Origin of the sequence: Streptomyces muensis, from assembly GCF_021474425.1 — a bacterium.
GTDB classification, from domain to species: domain Bacteria; phylum Actinomycetota; class Actinomycetes; order Streptomycetales; family Streptomycetaceae; genus Streptomyces; species Streptomyces muensis.
This window is the reverse complement of the sequence record NZ_JAKEIP010000013.1, coordinates 62,668-83,886: the sequence shown is the minus strand read 5'-3', so window position 1 is coordinate 83,886 and position 21,219 is coordinate 62,668. Positions and strand designations below refer to the sequence as shown.

The following is a 21,219-nucleotide window of genomic DNA, read 5'->3' as shown; positions in this document are numbered from 1 at the left end:
GTATGGGGCTGGGGACGGGTGTGTCGGGGGGCGATATCGCTGCCGGTGTCTCCGGCTCAGGGGCCTGGCGCCGACTCGGCACCGGCGTGGCGGGCACGGAGCCGGGGTCGGGGGCTGTGGCTTCTGCTGGGGTGGCCGGCATGGTGGGCTGTGTGCCGTCCTGAGGCGGCGGCTCCGGGTCGTTGGCTGCCGCCGTCCTGCCCACCGGGCGCATCGCCGCCAAGCGGCTGCCCTCGGCCGTCTCCTGCTCGCTGCCCGGAGTCGTCGTCGGCTGCTTGCGCGGCGTGAACCAGCCGCCCCCGCCGCCGGAAGTGCCGTTGTCGGCCGACGTGGTGGTCGGAGCGTCCATGGTGTGCCTCGCCTCGAACATCTTTCGGTCGGTCTGCGCACTTCCTTGATCGGAAGGTGCCTGCTTCCCCCGCGACGGCTTGCATTCCCCGTTCGTTGCCACAACCAATGCGGCGACATTGAACCCGTATTCACACCCCGTACGGACAAGTAGGGCGAGAGTGTGACATTGGCCGCAGTACTCTCACCGCAGCATCCCATCGCGTGTGGACGCTCGGCCGCATAACCGAGAATGCGGGTCTTCGATCTCTCCGTCCCATTAGGCTGCATTGCCTTGCGCTCGGTCGCCGCTGCGCGCCTCGATCACAGCTCGGACACGAACCGGAGTCGACCATACCGGCAGCCGCCCCGATCACAAGTCCCCCCTTCCTTCCTCACGAATGAGGCGAGGGGCGAACGCGGCGCATTTCCTTCAATTACCGGCGGCCGTACATCAATTCACAGGCTTCCCGCAGAGCCATCCCCATGTACGAGCCGGTTTCCTGCGCCCGAACGCGACGGTCCCCGTTTCCAGCCCGAGTTGCCGTGATGGACGCCCCGCGTTCGTCCATGTTTCACGTGAAACACCCGGCAGCCGTCGGCGCGCGACGCCCTGGACCATGACATGGCCAAAAGCTCGTACGTCTCCCCGGAAACGGCTGGACGACCGGTGCGGTCGTCAGACAGCCTGACCTGCGTGCCGACTCCTTCCCTCGCCGCTCTGCCCATCCGCCGTCTGACGCCTCGCGACCTCACCGCCTGCGCCGACTTGTCCGAGGATCGGGGCTGGCCCCGTGAGGAACACAAGTGGGGCTTTCTGCTGACAGCCGGGAAGGGTTACGGGATCGATGACCCCGCCGGCGGACTCGTCAGCGCCTGTGTCGTCACGGAGTACGGACCGCGGGACCGCCCCGACCTGGCGGCCATCGGCATGGTGCTGGTCGCCGAGCGTCACGCCCGCCAGGGCATCGGACGCCGGTTGATGCAGCACGTCATCTCCGCGATGGGTGCGACACCGCTGACGCTGCACGCGACGCCGTACGGACGACCGCTCTACGAGGAACTCGGCTTCAAGGCGACCGGCCGGGCGGAGATGCTGCTGGGGACATTCAGGCCCGGTACCTCGGAGCCGGCGGTAGCCACGCGTGCGGCCACCGCCGAGGATCTCAGCGCGATCCTCCGGCTTGACGAGGAGGTGTTCGGCGCCGATCGCACGCACATCATCACGCGGCTGCCGGCTTTTCTGGACCAGCTGCGGGTGGCCGAGGAGAACGGCCGGATCATCGGTTACGCGGGTGCCTGGCCCAACATGGCCACGCAGGTCGTGGGCCCACTGATCGCTCGTGACACAAAGACCGCGAAGGCGCTCATCGCCTCCCTCGCCGCCTATACCGACCGACCGCTGCGCACCGATATCGACGTACGCCAAGAGGAGCTGCTGACCTGGGCGAAGGAGCACGGCTTGGCCTCCGTCACCTTCAACTCGGTCATGACGTCCGGCCTCTCGGAACTGCCCGGCGACTGGTCGCGGCGGTTCGCTCCGCTGACGGTCGCCGCTGGCTGAGCTCCTCGGCCGGCTGAGCTCCTCGGCTGCGGACGAAAGCGCTCATGGGAAACGCCGGTCCCCCGTCGGGGCCGGCGTTTCGTCATTGATGCAGTGGTGCGGTGGGGCGATAGGGAGGGACGCGGCGGGGCGACCCGGAGGGGTGTCGTCAGGCGAGTGCCTCGATCGCGGTGGTCGCGAACCCGTGGTCCTGGTCGGGCGCTCCGCCGCCCACTCCGATCGCGCCGATCAGCCTGCCGTCCCGATGGATCGGCACACCGCCCGCGATGAAGAGCAGCGGTCGGTCAAGCGCGGTGGGCAGGGTGTGGAAGAGCCCACCGGGCTGTACGGCGTCGACGAGATCGGCGGTGGGGGCGTCGAGCTGGAGTGCCGTATAGGCCTTGCGGGTGCTGGTCTCACCCGAGATCAGCACGGCTCGGTCGTCCCGCCGGAAGGCGAGCAGCTGGCCTCCGGCGTCCAGGATCGTGACGCTGACCGTCACCCCGGCGGCCTCGGCGGCCCGGTGGGCGGCCTCGACGAGTACGTCGGCGTCCCGGGTGGTCAAGGGCGCGACGGCGAGGGTGGTGCTCACAGGAGTTCTCCTTGCGGTGTGGTGGTGCTGAGGTGGACTGTCACGGGACCGGAAGTGCGGGGCGGCCCTGAGTCCTGACCCCGCACTCGGGTCGGCTCAGTGGTGGACGACGGCCCGCTGCTCGACGGGCGCGGCACCCGTGACGACGGTGCCGGTGGACTCTCCGGCGCGGCGCTCCAGGGCGGCCGAGAGGAAGGCGAGCAGCAGCGCGCCCGTGGCGAGGGCGGCGCCCACCCAGTTGGGGGACGTGTAGCCGAACCCCGCGGCGATGACGATGCCGCCGAGCCACGCGGAGAGCGCGTTGCCCAGGTTGAAGGCGCCGATGTTCACCGCGGAGGCGAGGGTCGGCGCGCCGTGTGCCTGGTCGAGGACCCGCTTCTGCAGCGGGGGAACGGTGGCGAAGCCCAGGGCGCCGATCAGGGCGATGGTGACGGCCGCGAGGACCTTGTTGTGGGCCGTGAGCGTGAAGAGCGCGAGCACGACGGCGAGGGCGCCCAGGGAGACGTAGAGCAGGGGCATCAGCGCGCGGTCGGCGTACTTGCCGCCGACGAGGTTGCCGCCGACCATGCCGAGTCCGAACAGGACCAGCAGCCAGGTGACGGATCCGTCGGCGAAGCCTGCGACATGGGTCATCATCGGCGCGATGTAGGTGATGGCCGCGAAGACGCCGCCGAAGCCGAGGACCGTCATCGCCATGGCGAGCAGGACCTGGGCGTTCTTGAACGCGGCAAGCTCGTGGCGCAGGCGCACGCCCTGCTGCTTGGGCATGTCGGGGACCAGCTTGGCGATTCCGGCGAGGCCGACGAGCCCGAGGGCGGCGACGATGCCGAAGGTGATCCGCCAGCCGGCGGCCTGTCCGACGAACGTCCCCAGCGGGACGCCGACGACGTTGGCGACGGTCAGACCGGTGAACATCATCGCGATGGCTCCGGCCTTCTTGTCCGGGGCGACCAGATCGGCCGCGACGACGGAGCCGATGCCGAAGAAGGCACCGTGGGCGAGCGAGGCGACCACGCGGCCGATCAGCATGACGGTGAAGGCGGGGGCGAGAGCGGACAGCAGGTTGCCGACGATGAAGAGTCCCATCAGCAGCATCAGCATCCGCTTGCGGGAGACCTTGGTGCCGAGCACGGTCATCAGGGGAGCGCCGAGGACCACGCCGAGCGCGTAGCCGGTCACCAGAAAGCCGGCGGTGGGTATGGAGACCCCGAAGTCGCCCGCGACCTCGGGCAGCAAGCCCATGATCACGAACTCGGTCGTTCCGATTCCGAAGGCCCCGATCGCGAGGGCCAGAAGCGCGAGAGGCATGAAGGGGTACACCTTCCCAGAAGATTGCAGGAGCGCTTTACGATCGGAGACAATACTTGCAGACGCGTTCTATTTGCAAGCGCAGGCTATTGCGACCTTGCTCTACTCTGGCTTCAGCCGCTCCGGGACGGAGGAATACGCCATGACAGCGACGGACCCCGCGCTCACCGCCCTCACCCAGGGCTGGTGCGCGCTCTCCCTGCTGCACGGGAGGATCGAGGCGCACATCGAGCGCGCCCTTCAGGGCGGGCATGACCTGAGCGTGCGTGAGTACTCCCTGCTCGACGTGCTCAGCCGCCAGCACGACGGGGACGGCGGCCATCTGCAGATGAAGCAGGTCGCCGACGCCGTCGTCCTCAGCCAGAGCGCCACCACCCGGCTCGTCACCCGCCTCGAAGACCGCGGCCTGCTCTCCCGCTACCTCTGCCCCACCGACCGCCGCGGCATCTACACCAACGTCACCGAAGCAGGCCTCCGTCTTCTGCAAGAGGCCCGCCCGACCAACGACAAAGCCCTGCGCGAAGCCCTCGACCAGGCCGCGCAGAACCCCGAACTCGCCCCCCTGGTCCGCGTCGTGGAGTCCCTTCCGGTGCCCGCATAGGGTGTGGTCATGGGAGCTCTGGAGATACGCGCCGCTGTCGCCGCCGACGTCCCCGCGATCGTCGAAATGCTCGCGGACGATCCCCTGGGCGCCCAACGCGAGTCGCCGGACGACCTGACGCCCTACCTCACCGCACTGGAGCGGCTCAGCAGCGACCCGAACCAGCACGTGATCGTCGCTGTCCGCGAGGGTCGTGTCGTCGGCACGCTCCAGCTCACGGTCATTCCCGGGCTGTCCCGCAAAGGCGCGACCCGTTCCCTCATCGAAGGCGTACGCGTCCATGCCGATGAGCGCGGCAACGGTCTGGGGACCGAGCTCATGGAGTGGGCGGTCGCTGAATCCCGGCGCCAGAACTGCCAGTTGGTGCAGCTGACCTCGGACAACGCCCGTCCCGACGCCCACCGCTTCTATGAGCGTCTCGGCTTCACGGCCTCACATGTGGGATTCAAGCTCCAGCTGTGACACCGCGATGCGCCGTTTCACGTGAAACAGCGCATCGCTGAGCCGTCAGAACGAACTGCTCCCCCGCCACCCCTCCGGGTCCACTCCGCCCGGCACTGCAGCCCCCTCGTCGTACGGCTGACGCGTGAAGACGAACGACCCGAGGTCCAGATGGTCCACGGTGCCGTCCGGGCGCCGTACGGCCTTCAGGAGCTCCCCGGCGTAGTAGCCCTCCAGGCCTGTCCATGTGCCGTCACCGTTGGGCCGGAACCGTGAGCGGCGCCCTTTGCCGGACAGCGGCTCCAGCGAGGCCAGTCCGTCGGCGGTCAGCCGCAGGGCGACGGCGTGGGTCCCCCAGTACCACTGCCCGGCCAACTCCAGTTGCGCCGCGTCGACTTCATGCATCGGTCGCCAGGGCTCGGGGATCCGCGGCTCGGCCTCCGCGACGATCCGGACGAGGTCGGCCGCGACGAGGGAGACCGACGGTCCGGAAGTGCAGTTGGCCAGCACCACGGCGGCCACGTCGTCCTCCACGCTGATCATCAAGCTCGCCAGAAAGCCCGGCAGCGATCCACCGTGCCCCACAAGGAGCCGCCCGTCCCTGTGCTGGATCTGCATACCGAGCCCGTAGGCCGCTCCGTCCGCCACGTCGGAGGCCTCGGGCGGCGCTGCCGGCGTCCGCATCTCCCGTACCGACCCGGCGCTGAGCACACGGTCGTCACCCCGGGCCAGAAAGACGGCGAACCGCGCCAGATCCGCGGTCGTCGACCACAGTTGACCGGCCGGCGCCATCCGGCCCAGGTCCTCGCTGGGCTCGGGAAGCATCGCATCGGCCCAGGGATGCACGGCCCAGCCACCCGCGTGCGGCGCCTGCGGGCGCGTACTCGTGCGGTTCAGGTCCAGCGGTTCGAGCACTTCTCGCCGGAGTACGTCCTCCCAGGCCGCGCCCCTCAGCCTCTCGACCAGTGCGCCCAGCAACGTGTAACCGGGGTTCGAGTAGTGGAACCGGCGTCCCGAGGGATGCAGGAAGGGCTGCTCTCCCAGCACGTCGGACAACTCGGGCCGTAGCGATCCTGGCGTCCGCTCCCACCAGGGACCCGGCGACTCGGCCGCCAACCCGGTGGTGTGCGCGAGCAGTTCGGCGATGGTGGCCTCCCCCGCACCCGTGCCCGGCAGATGCTTCTCCAGCGGATCACCGAGGTCGAGCAGGCCCCCGTCGCGCAGTCGCAGGACGAGAACGGCAGTGAAGGTCTTGGTGATCGAGCCGATGCGGTACTGCACGGTCTCATCCGGCCCATGCCCCTCCACCGAGGTACGCGAGCCATGCCACACAACCCTGCCGTCCCGCACCACCGCGGCGACCAGCGAGGGTGCACGGCCTTCGGCCTGGGCCACGGCGATGCGGTGCAGAAGCGCCCTGCGCGTGCTGGGGAGCAGCTCTTCCTGAGATGTCGTCATGCCCCCAGTCCATCCCGGTGGGCGGCCGACAGTCGAGCGCAAATCCCCCGCGGGGGGTTGATTAGGTCTGCGCCATGTCGACGAAGCGCGAGTAATGCCCCTGGAAGGCGACCGTGATCGTCGCTGTGGGGCCGTTACGGTGCTTGCCCACGATGATGTCCGCCTCCCCCGCGCGCGGCGACTCCTTCTCGTAGGCGTCCTCACGGTGCAGCAGGATCACCATGTCGGCGTCCTGCTCGATGGAGCCGGACTCACGCAGGTCGGACACCATCGGCTTCTTGTCCGTACGCTGCTCGGGTCCACGGTTGAGCTGCGAGAGCGCGATCACCGGGACCTCCAGCTCCTTGGCCAGAAGCTTGAGGTTACGGGACATGTCCGAGACCTCCTGCTGACGGCTCTCGGAGCGCTTCGACCCACCGGACTGCATCAGCTGCAGATAGTCGATGATCACGAGCTTGATGTCGTTGCGCTGTTTCAGCCGACGGCACTTCGCCCGGATCTCCATCATCGACAGGTTCGGGGAGTCGTCGATGTAGAGCGGCGCCGCCGACACCTCGGGCATCCGGCGCGCCAGGCGGGTCCAGTCCTCGTCCGTCATCGTGCCGGAGCGCATGTGGTGCAGGGCCACGCGCGCCTCGGCCGACAGCAGACGCATCGCGATCTCGTTGCGCCCCATTTCCAGGGAGAAGATGACGCTCGCCAGGTTGTGCTTGATGGACGCCGCCCGGGCGAAGTCCAGTGCGAGCGTGGACTTACCCATGGCGGGACGGGCCGCGATGACGATCATCTGGCCCGGGTGCAGTCCGTTGGTGAGCGAGTCGAGGTCCGTGAACCCGGTGGGCACACCGGTCATCTCGCCGGTGCGGGAGCCGATCGCCTCGATCTCGTCGAGTGCGCCCTCCATGATGTCGCCGAGCGGCAGATAGTCCTCGCTGGTGCGCTGCTCGGTGACCGCGTAGATCTCGGCCTGGGCGCGGTTGACGATCTCGTCGACGTCGTCGTCGGCCGCGTATCCCATCTGTGTGATGCGGGTGCCGGCCTCGACGAGGCGGCGCAGGACGGCCCGCTCATGGACGATCTCCGCGTAGTACTCGGCGTTCGCCGCCGTCGGCACCGTCTGGACGAGCGTGTGGAGATAGGAGGCGCCGCCGACCTTGTTGATCTCGCCGCGCTTGGTGAGCTCGGCGGCGATGGTGATGGGGTCGGCCGGCTCGCCCTTGGCATAGACGTCGAGGATCGCCTGGAAGATCGTCTCGTGCGCGGGCTTGTAGAAGTCGTGGCCCTTGATGACCTCGACGACATCGGCGATGGCGTCCTTGGACAGCAGCATGCCGCCGAGGACGGACTGCTCGGCGTCGAGATCCTGAGGCGGCACCCGCTCGAAGGCCGAACCGCCACCGTCCCACTGACCGTTGTCCCGGCCGCGATCATGCTGCTCGTCGCGTCCACGGCCACCGTCGCCACGTCGGCGGGAGGCGGGCAGACGATCACTGGGACCGCTGTCGGCCCAGGGGTCGTCCAAGGGCTCGGAAATACTCACCGAGCCACCTCCTCCCGTCCGCCGAGCGGACCTCGCCGTGCCCCTCAGTTCTACGGCACACCACTGACAAATGAGAGGCCCAACTCCGGTTCTGGCACGTCGGTTTTGTGAGGGTTTCCCTGCCGACGGACGGAGTGGGCGCCGGACCACGGTAGGCCTGTCGGCACCGTCAGCCAATCTGGTTATCCACAGGCCATGTGGACGACGGCCCGGATGCTGTGGAGAACTCCGCAAAACCTGTGCACGACACGGTGGACAGCCCTGTGAACAAGCCTTCAAAGATTCCCACACACAGGCTCTGAACTGGCCGTTTACCGTCCACCGGCTGTGCAGAAGAAAAACTTCCCCAGTCGGACCAAGATCTCTTCGAACGGTGCGCGCAAGCACACACCACAAGTGAGCGAGTAAGGGTCACTATTCCATTGCATCTCTTACCTGTGGACGATTAGATTGGTGGTCATGACACAGGCTCCCGCGACTCCCAAGGCCGCCCGGCGACAGCACGACCGAGAGATCGTCGCCCTGGCCGTTCCGGCCTTCGGCGCACTCGTCGCCGAGCCCCTGTTCGTCATGGCCGACAGCGCGATCGTCGGCCATCTCGGCACAGCACAGCTCGCCGGACTCGGGGTCGCCTCAGCCCTTCTCATGACAGCCGTCAGCGTCTTCGTCTTCCTCGCCTACGCCACCACAGCGGCCGTCGCACGACGCGTCGGCGCCGGCGACCTCCAGGCCGCCATCCGCCAGGGCATGGACGGTATCTGGCTGGCCCTCCTCCTCGGTGCCCTCGTCGTCGCGGTCGTTCTGCCCACGGCACCGTTCCTCGTGGAACTCTTCGGCGCCTCGGACACAGCGGCCCCCTACGCGGTCACCTATCTACGGATCTCGGCACTCGGCATACCAGCCATGCTCGTCGTACTCGCCGCCACCGGCGTCCTGCGCGGTCTCCAGGACACCAGAACACCGCTCTATGTCGCTGTGGCGGGCTTCGTTGCCAACGCCGTCCTCAACGTGGGGCTCGTCTACGGCGCCAACCTCGGCATCGCAGGCTCCGCCTGGGGCACGGTCATCGCGCAGTGCGGCATGGCCGCGATCTATCTCGTCGTCGTGGTGCGAGGAGCCCGCAAGCACGGTGCCTCCCTGCGGCCCGACGCAGTCGGCATCAGAGCCTCCGCACAGGCCGGAGTTCCCCTGCTGGTCCGCACGCTCTCGCTGAGGGCGATCCTGATGATCGCGACGGCCGTCGCAGCCCGTCTCGGGGACGCGGACGTCGCGGCACACCAGATCATCCTTTCCCTGTGGAGCCTGCTCGCCTTCGCACTGGACGCCATCGCCATCGCCGGCCAGGCCATCATCGGCAGGTATCTCGGGGCCGGAGACGCCGAGGGCGCCCGAGCCGCCTGCCGCCGCATGGTGGAGTGGGGCATCGCAGCCGGCGTCGTACTCGGCCTGCTCGTGGTGATCTCCCGGCCGCTCTTCCTGCCTCTGTTCACAAGCGACTCGGTGGTCAAGGACGCTGCCCTACCTGCGCTCCTGGTGGTGGCGCTCTCCCAGCCGATCTGCGGCGTCGTCTTCGTCCTGGACGGCGTCCTGATGGGAGCGGGGGACGGTCCCTACCTAGCCTGGGCCATGGTGGTCACGCTGGCGGTGTTCACTCCGGTCGCGCTACTCGTCCCCGTCGTAGGCGGCGGCCTCACGGCGATCTGGGCGGCCATGACACTGATGATGACGGTGCGCATGCTGACGCTATGGCTACGCGCTCGCTCGGGGCGCTGGATCGTCACCGGCGCGACGCGCTGACTGTTTCACGTGAAACATGCGGTTTCACGACGACACGGTTTCACGTGAAACGGACGCGGCCCGCGAAGGTCTGTCATCCCTGTACGAGCCGCCCGTCCGTCTGCCGCACAAAGGGGCTGTACCTCAGGAGGTACAGCCCCTTCATTCAACTGTTCAAGCCGAGCGCAGCGATCAGGCCGCGATGACCTCGATGTTGACCTTGGCGGCAACCTCGGGGTGCAGACGCACGGACGTCTCGTGGGCGCCCAGGGTCTTGATGGGCGCACCGAGCTCGATGCGGCGCTTGTCGACCTCGGGACCACCGGCGGCCTTGATCGCGGAAGCGATGTCGGCCGGGGTGACGGAACCGAAGAGACGACCGGCGTCGCCGGAGCGGACGGCCAGACGGACCTTGACCGCCTCGAGCTGGCCCTTGACCTGGTTGGCCTGCTCGATGGTCTGAATCTCGTGGATCTTGCGAGCACGACGGATCTGCTCGACGTCCTTCTCGCCACCCTTGGTCCAGCGGATAGCGAACTTCCGCGGGATCAGGTAGTTGCGAGCGTAACCGTCCTTGACGTCGACGACGTCGCCGGCGGCACCGAGGCCGGAGACCTCGTGGGTGAGGATGATCTTCATTAGTCGGTCACCCTTCCCTTAGCGCGCGGTGGACGTGTAGGGCAGCAGCGCCATCTCACGGCTGTTCTTGACGGCCGTGGCGACGTCACGCTGGTGCTGCGTGCAGTTGCCGGTCACGCGGCGGGCACGGATCTTGCCGCGGTCGGAAATGAACTTCCGCAGCATGTTCGTGTCCTTGTAGTCCACGTACGTGACCTTGTCCTTGCAGAAAGCGCAGACCTTCTTCTTCGGCTTGCGCACAGGCGGCTTCGCCATGGTGTTTCTCCTGTGTGATCAAGAAGTGTGGGTACGACCCGCCCTTTGACCCGGACCGGCCCTGAGGCCTGGCCCGAAGGCCTAGAAGGGGGGCTCGTCCGAGTAGCCGCCGCCCTGGCCGCCGCCGGAGTTTCCACCCCAGCCGCCGCCACCGCCGCCGCCCTGCTGGCCACCGGCGGGAGCGCCGGTCGCCCACGGGTCGTCGGCGGGAGCACCGCCGCCGCCCTGGCCGCCGCCGGGGCCACCGCCCCAGCCGCCGCCACCCTGGCCGCCACCACCGCCGTAACCGCCCTGGCCACCGCGGGCGCCACCGGAGGTCTTGGTGACCTTCGCCGTGGCGTTCCGCAGGCTGGCGCCGACTTCCTCGACGTCCAGCTCGTAGACCGTGCGCTTGACGCCCTCACGGTCCTCGTAGGACCGCTGCTTCAGCCGGCCCTGCACGATGACGCGCATGCCTCGCTGGAGCGACTCGGCGACGTTCTCCGCCGCCTGACGCCAGACCGAGCAGGTCAGGAACAGGCTCTCGCCGTCCTTCCACTCGTTCGTCTGGCGGTCGAAGGTGCGGGGGGTGGACGCGACACGGAACTTCGCGACCGCCGCACCGGACGGGGTGAAGCGCAGCTCGGGGTCGTCGACAAGATTGCCGACGACCGTGATGACGGTCTCGCCTGCCATGGGGGAACCTCTCGGCGGGTTTGCTGCTCTGGCTGCTTGGTTGCTGCTACTCGAATCCCGAGTTCAGCTGAGCGGGAGAGCTCAGTGGGTCTCGGGGCGGAGGACCTTGGTCCGGAGGACCGACTCGTTCAGGTTCATCTGGCGGTCGAGCTCCTTGACGACCGCAGGCTCGGCCTGCAGGTCGATGACCGAGTAGATGCCCTCAGGCTTCTTCTTGATCTCGTACGAGAGACGACGACGGCCCCAGGTGTCGACCTTCTCGACCTTCCCGTTGCCCTCACGGACGACGGAGAGGAAGTTCTCGATCAGGGGGGCGACAGCGCGCTCCTCCAGATCGGGGTCGAGGATGACCATCACCTCGTAGTGACGCATGTGGAACCCACCTCCTTTGGACTCAGCGGCCACGGTCGTTCCGTGGCAGGAGGGTTGTGATGCGTACGCAACGGTATCGGCCGCCACTGACAATCGGGGGTGACCTCACGGTTCCGCCGAGCTGGCCCGGGCAGACACCGCTGCAGACGCTACACAGTACCCGCACACCGGCTTCCGGTTGAAATCCGGCCGCCGTCGCCCACAATCTGTACACATCGGGTGTGTATGGCGCTACGATGCGCCGCCTTCCGCAGGAGGTGCCCTATGGCACAGGCAATGCGACCCAACACCGTCGGAGGCCTCTTCGCCACGGACGGAAAGCCCCATCCCATCCAGGACACCCTGCTCGTGGTGACTCTGGTGCTCGGCATCACGTCGTTCATCACGGCCCAGTTCCACTTCTTGCACCTGCTCAGCTCCTGGACCGGTCTGGTGGGCATCCTCACGGGTGCGTACGGCCAGTGGATCTCTGAGACGACCCGGGAGCGCTTCGGCCTGATCGTGGGTCTCGGCGCCTCCGGAGTCGGCTTCTTCCTCGGCATGGCGCACGGCGGGCTCTTCGGCGGCTTCTGACGCCGGTGGCATCGACCTCCTCGCTCCGGCCAGGGACACCGCTCCCCGAACACCGGTAGAACACCGCATAGAACACCCTCGAACGCCTCGGCGGCCCGGAAGCCGGGGCGAAGCTTCCGTACGCCCAGTCGGGGCGCTCGCAAGGCGCAGTAGGCTTCGGCGCGAGAGCCGGAGCCCCTGTACCCATGGGGACACACCAGCCCGAGGAGCGCCCCGAATGAGCCTGACCCTGAGGACGATCAGTCGCGAGCAGCATCTGGCATACATCCAGAGCCTGCCGTCGGCGAGCCACATGCAGGTCCCGGCCTGGGCTGACGTCAAGGCGGAGTGGCGCTCGGAGAGCCTCGGCTGGTTCGACAAGAGCGGTGAACTCGTCGGCGCCGGCCTCGTCCTCTACCGGCAGCTGCCCAAGATCAAGCGCTATCTCGCCTATCTGCCCGAGGGCCCGGTCATCAACTGGTTCGCGCCGAATCTGACCGACTGGCTGGAACCGATGCTCGCGCATCTGAAGCACCAGGGCGCCTTCTCCGTGAAGATGGGCCCGCCGGTGATCATCCGGCGCTGGGAGGCGGGCTCCATCAAGGCGGGCATCCAGAACCCGGACGTGAAGCGACTGCGCGACATCGAGGCCGACTTCATCGAGCCGCGCGCCTTCGAGGTCGCCGACAAGCTGCGCCGTATGGGCTGGCAGCAGGGCGAGGACGGCGGGGCCGGCTTCGGCGACGTCCAGCCGCGCTACGTCTACCAGGTGCCGCTGGCCAACCGGTCCTTGGAAGAGGTCCACAAGAACTTCAACCAGCTGTGGCGACGCAACATCAAGAAGGCCGAGAAGGCCGGCGTCGAGGTCGTCCAGGGCGGCTACCAGGACCTCGAGGAATGGCAGCGGCTGTACGAGATCACGGCCGTGCGCGACCACTTCCGGCCGCGTCCGCTGTCGTACTTCCAGCGCATGTGGACGGCCCTCAACACCGAGGACCCCAACCGCATGCGGCTGTACTTCGCCCGCCACAACGGGGTGAACCTGTCGGCGGCGACCATGCTGATCGTCGGCGGGCACGTCTGGTACTCCTACGGCGCCTCCGACAACATCGGCCGTGAGGTCCGGCCCTCGAACGCGATGCAGTGGCGGATGCTGCGCGACGCCTACGCGCTCGGCGCGACCGTCTACGACCTGCGCGGCATCTCCGACTCGCTGGACGAGACCGACCACCTCTTCGGCCTGATCCAGTTCAAGGTGGGCACGGGCGGCCAGGCAGCCGAGTACCTCGGTGAGTGGGACTTCCCGCTGAACAAGCTGCTCCACAAGGCGCTCGACATCTACATGTCGCGTCGCTGACCTCGCGGTCTCTGCTTCGATACCGTCAACTGCTGCACCGTCGATAGCTTCCATACCTCTGATACACCGCAGCCACGAGAAAGGTTCCAGGTCCGGCCATGGCGCTCACGCTCTACGTCGACACCGCGCGCTGGCGGGCGCACCACAAGCACGTGCAGGAGCAGTTCCCAGGACTCGTCCCGGTCTGCAAGGGCAACGGCTACGGGTTCGGGCACGAGCGGCTGGCGGAAGAGGCCACGCGCCTGGGTTCCGACGTCCTCGCCGTCGGCACGACGTACGAGGCCGCGCGCATCAAGGACTGGTTCGGTGGTGACCTGCTGGTGCTGACGCCGTACCGGCGCGGCGAGGAGCCGGTACCGCTGCCCGACCGGGTCATCCGCTCGGTGTCGTCGGTGGACGGCGTGTACGGCCTCGTGGGCGCCCGTGTCGTCATCGAGGTGATGTCCTCGATGAAGCGGCACGGCGTGAGCGAGCACGATCTGCCGCAGCTGCACGCCGCCATAGAGAACGTCCGGCTCGAGGGCTTCGCCATCCACCTGCCGCTGGACCGCACCGACGGCTCGGACGCCGTCGAGGAGGTCATCGGCTGGATGGACCGCCTGCGTGCGGCCCGGCTGCCGCTGCACACGATGTTCGTCAGCCACCTCAAGGCCGAGGAACTCGCCCGTCTGCAGCAGCAGTTCCCGCAGACCCGCTTCCGGGCCCGCATCGGCACCCGGCTGTGGCTGGGCGACCACGAGGCCACCGAGTACCGCGGCGCGGTCCTGGACGTCACACGCGTCTCCAAGGGCGACCGCTTCGGCTACCGGCAGCAGAAGACGGCCTCCGACGGCTTCCTGGTGGTCGTGGCGGGCGGTACGTCGCACGGGGTGGGCCTGGAGGCCCCCAAGGCCCTGCACGGCGTCATGCCGCGCGCCAAGGGCGTTGCCCGGGCCGGCCTCGCCACGGTCAACCGGAACCTTTCTCCCTTCGTGTGGGGCGGCAAGCAGCGCTGGTTCGCGGAGCCGCCGCACATGCAGGTCTCCATCCTGTTCGTCCCCGCCGACGCCCCCGAGCCCAAGGTCGGTGACGAACTGGTCGCCCATCTGCGGCACACCACCACGCAGTTCGACCGGATCGTCGACCGCTGACGGATCGCCGACCGCTGAGCGACCACCGCTCGGCAACGCCGTAACGCCAAAGGCCGTACACGGAACTTCTCCGCGTACGGCCTTTCGCCTGCGCCACCTCGCCTGTTCGCTCAGAGCGAACTGTCGGTCACCTTGCCCGGACCGCCCCACTCCACTTGCGGCCCGTCGAAGTGGGCCGCATGCCGGGGCGGATGGGCCGCTGGCCCGAACACGAACACGTCCTCCGCCCTGTCGAGGACGCCGCCCGAAGGGTCGTCCTCGCCGCCCCGGCGCACCGGATCGCGGTCCGGCATGAGGATGTCCCGTACGACGACAGCGCACAGGTACAGCGTCCCCAGCAGATGCACGCCGATGGCCCAGTGGTAACCGTCGGGTGGCAGGCCCTTGTGGGCGTCCCCGCTGGTCGTGTACGCGAGGTACAGCCAGATCCCGAGGAAGTAGGCCACCTCGCACGCCTGCCAGATGAGGAAGTCCCGCCACCTCGGCCGGGCCAGCGCGGCCAGCGGCACCAGCCACAGGACGTACTGCGGCGAGTAGACCTTGTTGGTGAGGATGAACGCCGCGACGATCAGGAAGGCCAGCTGTGCGAACCGCGGACGTCGCGGCGCGCTGAACGTGAGCGCGGCGATGCCGGCACAGCACAGCAGCATCAGCAGCGTGGCGAGCGTGTTGACGGTTTCCGTGCTGAGCGGATCGGTGGAGTTCTGGGCCATGATCAACCAGAAGGAGCCGAAGTCGACGCCCCGTTCCTGACTGAACCGGTAGAACTGCGACCATCCGTCCCAGGCGAGCAGCATCACCGGCAGGTTCACCACCAGCCAGGCGACGACGGTACCGCCCAGCGCCTTCCCGAAGTCCCGCCACTTGCCCGCGCGCCAGCACAGGACGAGCAGCGGGCCGAGCAGGAAGACCGGGTAGAGCTTCGCGGCCGTGGCGAGTCCGAGCAGGATGCCGAAGGCGAGGGCGCGGCCGCGTGACCACATCAGCATCGCCGCGGCCGTCAGGGCGACGGCCAGCAGGTCCCAGTTAATGGTCGCGGTCAGCGCGAAGGCGGGCGCCAGGGCGACCAGCAGCCCGTCCCAGGGGCGCCGAGCGTGCGTGCGGCTCACACAGACGGCAATGACGGCCGCGCACGCCATCAGCATCCCGGCGTTGACCATCCAGTACCACTGCTCCTGGTGCTGGATGGTGCCGCTCCCCGTCGTGAGCCAGGAGGCGACCTCCATGAACACGCCGGTCAGCACCGGGTACTCGAGGTACTCCATGTCGCCGGGCAGCTTGTCGAAGTACGGCACGAGCCCGTCGGCGAAGCCCCGCCCCTGATAGAGGTGCGGGATGTCCGAGTAGCAGGCATGCGTGTACTGCGAGCTGGCGCCGAAGAACCAGCCGCCGTTGTAGCAGGGCGCCTTCTGGACCAGGCCGAGGACGAACATGCCGATCGCCACGAGCGCGATGATCCGCACCGGAGTCCACCAGGACGTCCCGAGCAGGGCACGCCGTCCGATGGGGCCGCCGATCAGCTCACTCCCGTTCGCGGCCACCTCGTCCTCCGCGGTCGGCCGCACCGGATCTGGCTCGTGCACGCTCGTGGGCGTCGTCTCTGCACTGGGCATGGGGCACATCCTGCCGTACCAGTCTGAGAACGGGGCGCGGACGAGGGGCCTGCGGCGGCCGCCTGTTTCACGTGAAACCGACGTTTCACGTGAAACAGGCGGCGCTCCCAGGGGCTACGGCAGCGAAAAAAGGGCCGGTGGCCGACACCCCCATTTCCTGGGTGCCGGCCACCGGCCTTCGCTCTTCGGCTGAGCCTTCAATCAGCCCGCCGATCAGCCTGACGGTCCTCCGAAGATGCCTCCATTGCCGTTGCCGTTACCCCCGGAGTTGTCCGTCTCCGTCTCGGTAGGCGTCGGCGACGAGGTCGTACCCCCGTCTGAGCCGCCGTTCTGTCCACCGTTGGCGTTGTTGCACTGCCAGTCGAACTCGTCGCAGGTCGCGGTCGGTGTCGGCGACGGGGACGTCAGCGACTCGGAGGGCGTCGGCGTGGGGCTCGGGCTCTCGTCCTCGGTCTCCGTGGGAGTGGGAATCGCGCTCGGCGTCGGGGTGTCGTTGATGACTTCACCGATGGGCTCGGCCTCGGGGAAGGGCTCCGGCGTGCCGTAGCTCTTCATGGCCTCGACCATGTAGTCCTTCCAGACCTGTGCCGGGATGTCACCACCGTGGATGGACGACACGCCACCGGTGCCGTTCATGGACAGCAGCTTGCCCTTGGCAGGGTCCGTGCGGAACAGCGTCACCGCCGTGGACAGTTCCCTGGTGTAGCCGACGAACCACGCCGACTTGTTCTCGTCGGTGGTACCCGTCTTGCCGGCCACCGGGAACCCGATGTCCGCGACCTTCTTACCGGTGCCGTTCTGGACGACGTTCTCCAGGACGTCCGTCACGTTGTTCGCGACGTTCGGCTCCATGGCGTCCTGCTCCTCGGGTTCCTCGAACCCGTCGAGCTGCTTGCCCTCATGGATCACCTTGGTGACGGAGTACGGCTCGATGTGCTTGCCGTCGTTGGCGAAGGCACCGTACGCGTCCGCCATCCGAATCGCGCTGGGCGTCGACGTACCGAGCGAGAAGGACACGTTCCTGATGTTGGCCTTGTCGAAGAAGGCCTCCGAGATGCCCAAGTCCTTGGCCATCTCCTGGGTCCTGGACAGGCCGACATCGATACCCAGCTGCGCGAACGGACTGTTGATCGACTGCTCCATGGCCTTCTTGAGCGTCACCTCGCCCCAGGCCGTGGTGCCCTCGTTCTTCTGACGGAACGGCTTTCCGTTATCGCCCATGATCGGGTCGCCGTTCTGGTCCTTGATCTCGAGGAGGTCGTTGCCGTTGTACTTGGTCAACGGCGAGAGCGCCTTGCCGTTGGTCTCGTACGTCCCGTACTTCATCGATGCGGCCAGCACGATGGGCTTCCACGTCGATCCGACCGGCACACCCAGAGTGTTGGCATTGTTGGAGTAGTGGCCCTTGTTGTAGCCCGCGCCGCCGTACAGCGCGACGATCGCTCCGGTCTTGGGGTCGACCGACGCACCGCCGAACTGGACGTACTTGTCCTTCTCCCGCTTCTTGGGGTCGAGGAAGCTCTTCTCCGTCTTCTCCACGGCCGCCGCCATCTCGTTGACCTTCTGCTTGTCGAAGGTCGTGTAGATCCGGTAGCCGCCCTTCTCCAGGTCCTCGGGGGACAGGTTCGCCTTCTTGGCGACGTACTCCTTGGCGATGTCGATGAGGTAACCGGACTGACCGGACAGGTTCGAGCTCTGCTTCTTCACCGTGGGGAACTTGCCGACCTTGGCCCGCTCCGCCGGAGTCATCCGCTTGACCTCGACCATGCGGTCCAGGATCCACGACCAGCGTTCCTTGGCCCGCTTGGTGTTTGCCTCCTTCGTGGCGTTCGCTCCCACACCACCGTCGGGGTTGTAGAAGTTCGGGCCCTTCAGCACAGCGGCGAGGAAGGCGCACTGCTCCGTGCTGAGGTCCTTGGCGTCCACACCGAAGTACGCCTGCGCCGCCGCCTGGATTCCGTAGGAGTTACGGCCGTAGTAGGCGGTGTTGAGATAGCCGGCGAGGATGTCGTCCTTGGTCAGCTTCTGGTTCACCTTGATGGAGATGAACAGCTCTTTGAACTTGCGAGTGAGCGTCTGTTCCTGGCTCAGGTAGGTGTTCTTGACGAACTGCTGGGTGATGGTGGAGCCACCCTGCGTCTCACCGCCCCTCGCCATGTTGAGGACCGCGCGCGCGATACCGGCAGGATCGATGCCCTTGTCGTCGTAGAAGGACGCGTTCTCGGCCGAGACCACCGCATCCTTCATCTGTGGCGGGATCTCCGAGTTGTTCACGAGCTGGCGGTTCGTCTGGCCGCCGGTCGACGCCATCTGCTTGCCGTTGGACCAGTAGAAGACGTTGTTCTGGGCCAGGGCCGTGTCCTGAGGCTTCGGGATGCCCACCATGGCGTACCCGATGCCCGCTGCAGTGACCAGACCGCCCATGAAAGCGACGAAGATCCCCGTGATGAGCCGCCACGACGGCACCCAGCGTGCCGCGCCGTACTTGCCCGCGCGGGGATAGTCGATGAACCGCTTCCTGGCGGGCGGGGCCGAACGGCCTCTGCCGCGGCCGGGGCCGCCCGGGCCGCCGGGAGCGGCACGGCGGCCGCCTCGGGCCGGTTCGGCCGCTCTGCGGCGGCTGCCTCCGCCTCTCTGGGCAGCGCGTCGTGCCTCGGCTCGTCCGCCGTACGGACGGTCCTCACCCTCCGAACCGCTGGGACCCGACCCGTACGAGTCGGAAGGAGATCCGGTGGCGCTTCGCGGTGCCGCTCGGCGGCCGGAGGACGAGCCGGCCTGGCCGCGTCGGGCCGCGGCACGTCCGCCTCCCTGCGGCTGCGGCTGTTTGCGACGGTGCTCGCTCATCGAACGACTACTCCTCGGGCAGGCGCACCCCTGCGCGCCTGACAACGGCGGCTGTTTTCCGGTCCCCCCGAAGTACGGATGCGGTCGGTTCCGCATTCACCCGTACTGCACCGAGGACAACGACGCCCTCAGGCATCACTCGGTTCCCAGTGCTGTGCATGGCGCACAGACTACGCACCGTCAAAGCCCACCTAGCCCCGAACTTCACCCCAAATCAGGCAACTCGCTCCACATGAATCGTTGATGTGATCCCGTTCACCGTTCCCCCACTTGTCGCGCCCGGAAGGCCGTTCTATCGTCTTGATGTATCGAGTCGATACATCAGCGCGAGATATGACGAGGAGGCGAGGGGATGAGCCGACGTTCCGGGATCCTCGAGTTCGCCGTACTCGGACTGCTCCGCGAATCCCCGATGCACGGCTATGAGCTGCGCAAACGACTCAATACATCGCTGGGTGTGTTCCGTGCGTTCAGCTACGGCACGCTCTATCCCTGCCTCAAGACGCTGGTCGCCAACGGCTGGTTGATCGAGGAACCGGGGAGCACCGCCGAGGACGCCCTCGCCGCACCACTCGCGGGGCGTCGCGCCAAGATCGTCTACCGGTTGACGGCGGAAGGTAAGGAACACTTCGAGGAACTGCTCTCGCAGACCGGCCCCGACGCGTACGAGGACGAGCACTTCGCTGCCCGATTTGCCTTCTTCGGACGCACACCACAGGACGTGCGCATGCGCGTGCTGGAGGGCCGCCGCAGCCGGCTGGAGGAGCGGCTGGAGAAGATGCGCGCCTCCCTGGCACGCACGCGGGAGCGCCTCGACGACTACACGCTTGAGCTCCAGCGCCACGGGATGGAGTCCGTGGAGCGCGAAGTGCGCTGGCTGAACGAGCTCATCGAGAGCGAGCGGGCCGGGCGGGACCTGAAGGGTTCCGCCACCGGGGAGCCCGACTCGCGGGACACCACATCTGGAGCGCCGGGCGGCCTGCCCCGGCCGGGGGACGACCCCCGGCCGGATACGCCCGACGACACCGCCACGTGAGATCCACTCAGGACCTCACTCGTACACACAGGGAGCAACCGGAATGGGTTCGGTTCGCGTAGCCGTCGTCGGCGTGGGCAACTGCGCCGCGTCGCTGGTTCAGGGAGTCGAGTACTACAAGGACGCCGACCCGGCGTCCAAGGTCCCCGGCCTGATGCACGTGCAGTTCGGCGACTACCACGTCCGTGACGTCGAGTTCGTCGCCGCCTTCGATGTCGACGCGAAGAAGGTCGGCCTCGACCTCGCGGACGCCATCGGCGCCAGCGAGAACAACACCATCAAGATCTGCGACGTGCCGCGCACGGGCGTGACCGTCCAGCGCGGCCACACCCTCGACGGCCTCGGCAAGTACTACCGCGAGACCATCGAGGAGTCCGCCGAGGCCCCGGTCGACGTCGTCCAGGTCCTCAAGGACAAGCAGGTCGACGTCCTCGTCTGCTACCTGCCGGTGGGCTCCGAGGACGCGGCGAAGTTCTACGCCCAGTGCGCCATCGACGCGCGTGTCGCCTTCGTCAACGCCCTTCCGGTCTTCATCGCCGGCACCAAGGAGTGGGCGGACAAGTTCACCGAGGCGGGCGTCCCGATCGTCGGCGACGACATCAAGTCCCAGGTCGGCGCCACCATCACGCACCGCGTCATGGCGAAGCTGTTCGAGGACCGGGGTGTCATCCTGGACCGCACGATGCAGCTGAACGTCGGCGGCAACATGGACTTCAAGAACATGCTCGAGCGTGACCGCCTGGAGTCCAAGAAGATCTCCAAGACGCAGGCCGTCACCTCGCAGATCCCCGACCGTGAGCTCGGCGAGAAGAACGTCCACATCGGCCCGTCGGACTACGTGGCGTGGCTCGACGACCGCAAGTGGGCCTACGTCCGCCTCGAGGGCCGCGCCTTCGGTGACGTCCCGCTGAACCTGGAGTACAAGCTCGAGGTCTGGGACTCCCCGAACTCCGCCGGCGTCATCATCGACGCCCTGCGCGCCGCGAAGATCGCCAAGGACCGCGGCATCGGCGGCCCGATCCTGTCGGCCTCCAGCTACTTCATGAAGTCCCCGCCGGTCCAGTACTTCGACGACGAGGCCCGCGAGAACGTCGAGAAGTTCATCAAGGGTGAGGTCGAGCGCTAAGGGCTCCTCAGCGCCGCACTAGAACGCTCCTGCC

At 67.6% G+C, this 21,219-nt stretch carries 19 protein-coding genes and 1 pseudogene; 9 read left to right on the top strand and 11 right to left on the bottom strand.

What is annotated here, in order from left to right; all coding sequences use genetic code 11:
- Positions 1 to 349 (bottom strand): annotated as a pseudogene (locus L0P92_RS06305) (globin domain-containing protein); the annotation flags it as partial.
- A gap of 675 nt (positions 350 to 1,024) precedes the next feature.
- Between L0P92_RS06305 and L0P92_RS06300 the strand changes: the two are divergent.
- Positions 1,025 to 1,891, top strand: coding sequence for a GNAT family N-acetyltransferase (locus tag L0P92_RS06300; RefSeq protein WP_234761511.1), 867 nt, complete (start codon positions 1,025 to 1,027; stop codon positions 1,889 to 1,891).
- Positions 1,892 to 2,039: 148 nt separating this feature from the next.
- Here the strand turns inward: L0P92_RS06300 and L0P92_RS06295 are convergent, their stop codons facing one another.
- Positions 2,040 to 2,462, bottom strand: a complete 423-nt coding sequence (locus L0P92_RS06295; protein WP_234761510.1) for a GlcG/HbpS family heme-binding protein — start codon at positions 2,460 to 2,462, stop codon at positions 2,040 to 2,042.
- A 96-nt stretch (positions 2,463 to 2,558) separates the two neighbouring features.
- Complete coding sequence (locus L0P92_RS06290; protein ID WP_234761509.1) at positions 2,559 to 3,770, bottom strand: MFS transporter; 1,212 nt, start codon at positions 3,768 to 3,770, stop codon at positions 2,559 to 2,561.
- 142 nt (positions 3,771 to 3,912) lie between these two features.
- Here L0P92_RS06290 and L0P92_RS06285 point away from each other — a divergent pair, with 142 nt between their 5' ends.
- Positions 3,913 to 4,371 carry a MarR family winged helix-turn-helix transcriptional regulator gene (locus L0P92_RS06285; RefSeq protein WP_234761508.1) on the top strand — a complete coding sequence of 153 codons (459 nt, stop codon included), beginning with the start codon at positions 3,913 to 3,915 and terminating at the stop codon, positions 4,369 to 4,371.
- 9 nt (positions 4,372 to 4,380) lie between these two features.
- Positions 4,381 to 4,833, top strand: a complete 453-nt coding sequence (locus L0P92_RS06280) for a GNAT family N-acetyltransferase (RefSeq protein WP_234761507.1) — start codon at positions 4,381 to 4,383, stop codon at positions 4,831 to 4,833.
- 45 nt (positions 4,834 to 4,878) lie between these two features.
- Here the strand turns inward: L0P92_RS06280 and L0P92_RS06275 are convergent, their stop codons facing one another.
- Positions 4,879 to 6,270: a serine hydrolase domain-containing protein gene (locus L0P92_RS06275; protein ID WP_234761506.1), complete on the bottom strand. Its 1,392-nt coding sequence runs from the start codon at positions 6,268 to 6,270 to the stop codon at positions 4,879 to 4,881.
- 61 nt (positions 6,271 to 6,331) lie between these two features.
- Positions 6,332 to 7,810 carry a replicative DNA helicase gene (gene dnaB / locus L0P92_RS06270; protein ID WP_234761505.1) on the bottom strand — a complete coding sequence of 493 codons (1,479 nt, stop codon included), beginning with the start codon at positions 7,808 to 7,810 and terminating at the stop codon, positions 6,332 to 6,334.
- Between the two features lie 459 nt (positions 7,811 to 8,269).
- Here dnaB and L0P92_RS06265 point away from each other — a divergent pair, with 459 nt between their 5' ends.
- A complete protein-coding gene (locus tag L0P92_RS06265) occupies positions 8,270 to 9,607 on the top strand; it encodes an MATE family efflux transporter (RefSeq protein ID WP_234761504.1) in 1,338 nt (445 codons plus the stop codon).
- A 171-nt stretch (positions 9,608 to 9,778) separates the two neighbouring features.
- On the opposite strand, the gene rplI is transcribed toward L0P92_RS06265, so the two are convergent.
- The 4 genes from rplI to rpsF form a co-directional block, all read right to left on the bottom strand.
- Positions 9,779 to 10,225, bottom strand: coding sequence for a 50S ribosomal protein L9 (gene rplI, locus L0P92_RS06260; RefSeq protein ID WP_234761503.1), 447 nt, complete (start codon positions 10,223 to 10,225; stop codon positions 9,779 to 9,781).
- Positions 10,226 to 10,243: 18 nt separating this feature from the next.
- Positions 10,244 to 10,480, bottom strand: coding sequence for a 30S ribosomal protein S18 (gene rpsR / locus L0P92_RS06255; RefSeq protein ID WP_003949403.1), 237 nt, complete (start codon positions 10,478 to 10,480; stop codon positions 10,244 to 10,246).
- 81 nt (positions 10,481 to 10,561) lie between these two features.
- Complete coding sequence (locus tag L0P92_RS06250; RefSeq protein WP_234761502.1) at positions 10,562 to 11,155, bottom strand: single-stranded DNA-binding protein; 594 nt, start codon at positions 11,153 to 11,155, stop codon at positions 10,562 to 10,564.
- Positions 11,156 to 11,236: 81 nt separating this feature from the next.
- Positions 11,237 to 11,527 carry a 30S ribosomal protein S6 gene (gene rpsF / locus L0P92_RS06245; RefSeq protein ID WP_005482942.1) on the bottom strand — a complete coding sequence of 97 codons (291 nt, stop codon included), beginning with the start codon at positions 11,525 to 11,527 and terminating at the stop codon, positions 11,237 to 11,239.
- Between the two features lie 264 nt (positions 11,528 to 11,791).
- Between rpsF and L0P92_RS06240 the strand changes: the two genes are divergently transcribed.
- From L0P92_RS06240 to L0P92_RS06230, 3 genes are all read left to right on the top strand, one after another.
- Complete coding sequence (locus L0P92_RS06240; RefSeq protein ID WP_234761501.1) at positions 11,792 to 12,100, top strand: hypothetical protein; 309 nt, start codon at positions 11,792 to 11,794, stop codon at positions 12,098 to 12,100.
- 217 nt (positions 12,101 to 12,317) lie between these two features.
- Positions 12,318 to 13,436, top strand: a complete 1,119-nt coding sequence (gene femX, locus L0P92_RS06235) for a peptidoglycan bridge formation glycyltransferase FemX (RefSeq protein WP_234761500.1) — start codon at positions 12,318 to 12,320, stop codon at positions 13,434 to 13,436.
- A gap of 98 nt (positions 13,437 to 13,534) precedes the next feature.
- Complete coding sequence (locus L0P92_RS06230) at positions 13,535 to 14,566, top strand: alanine racemase (RefSeq protein ID WP_062721160.1); 1,032 nt, start codon at positions 13,535 to 13,537, stop codon at positions 14,564 to 14,566.
- Between the two features lie 110 nt (positions 14,567 to 14,676).
- On the opposite strand, the gene L0P92_RS06225 is transcribed toward L0P92_RS06230, so the two are convergent.
- Both L0P92_RS06225 and L0P92_RS06220 read right to left on the bottom strand, forming a co-directional pair.
- Positions 14,677 to 16,179 carry a glycosyltransferase family 87 protein gene (locus L0P92_RS06225; protein WP_234761499.1) on the bottom strand — a complete coding sequence of 501 codons (1,503 nt, stop codon included), beginning with the start codon at positions 16,177 to 16,179 and terminating at the stop codon, positions 14,677 to 14,679.
- A gap of 213 nt (positions 16,180 to 16,392) precedes the next feature.
- Positions 16,393 to 19,023 (bottom strand): transglycosylase domain-containing protein, encoded by a 2,631-nt coding sequence (locus L0P92_RS06220; protein ID WP_234761498.1) that lies wholly within the window; start codon positions 19,021 to 19,023, stop codon positions 16,393 to 16,395.
- A 352-nt stretch (positions 19,024 to 19,375) separates the two neighbouring features.
- Here L0P92_RS06220 and L0P92_RS06215 point away from each other — a divergent pair, with 352 nt between their 5' ends.
- Positions 19,376 to 20,059, top strand: coding sequence for a PadR family transcriptional regulator (locus L0P92_RS06215; RefSeq protein ID WP_234761497.1), 684 nt, complete (start codon positions 19,376 to 19,378; stop codon positions 20,057 to 20,059).
- Positions 20,060 to 20,102: 43 nt separating this feature from the next.
- On the top strand, positions 20,103 to 21,185 hold the full coding sequence (locus L0P92_RS06210) for an inositol-3-phosphate synthase (RefSeq protein ID WP_234761496.1): 1,083 nt from the start codon (positions 20,103 to 20,105) through the stop codon (positions 21,183 to 21,185).
- The last annotated feature ends 34 nt before the right edge of the window (positions 21,186 to 21,219 follow it).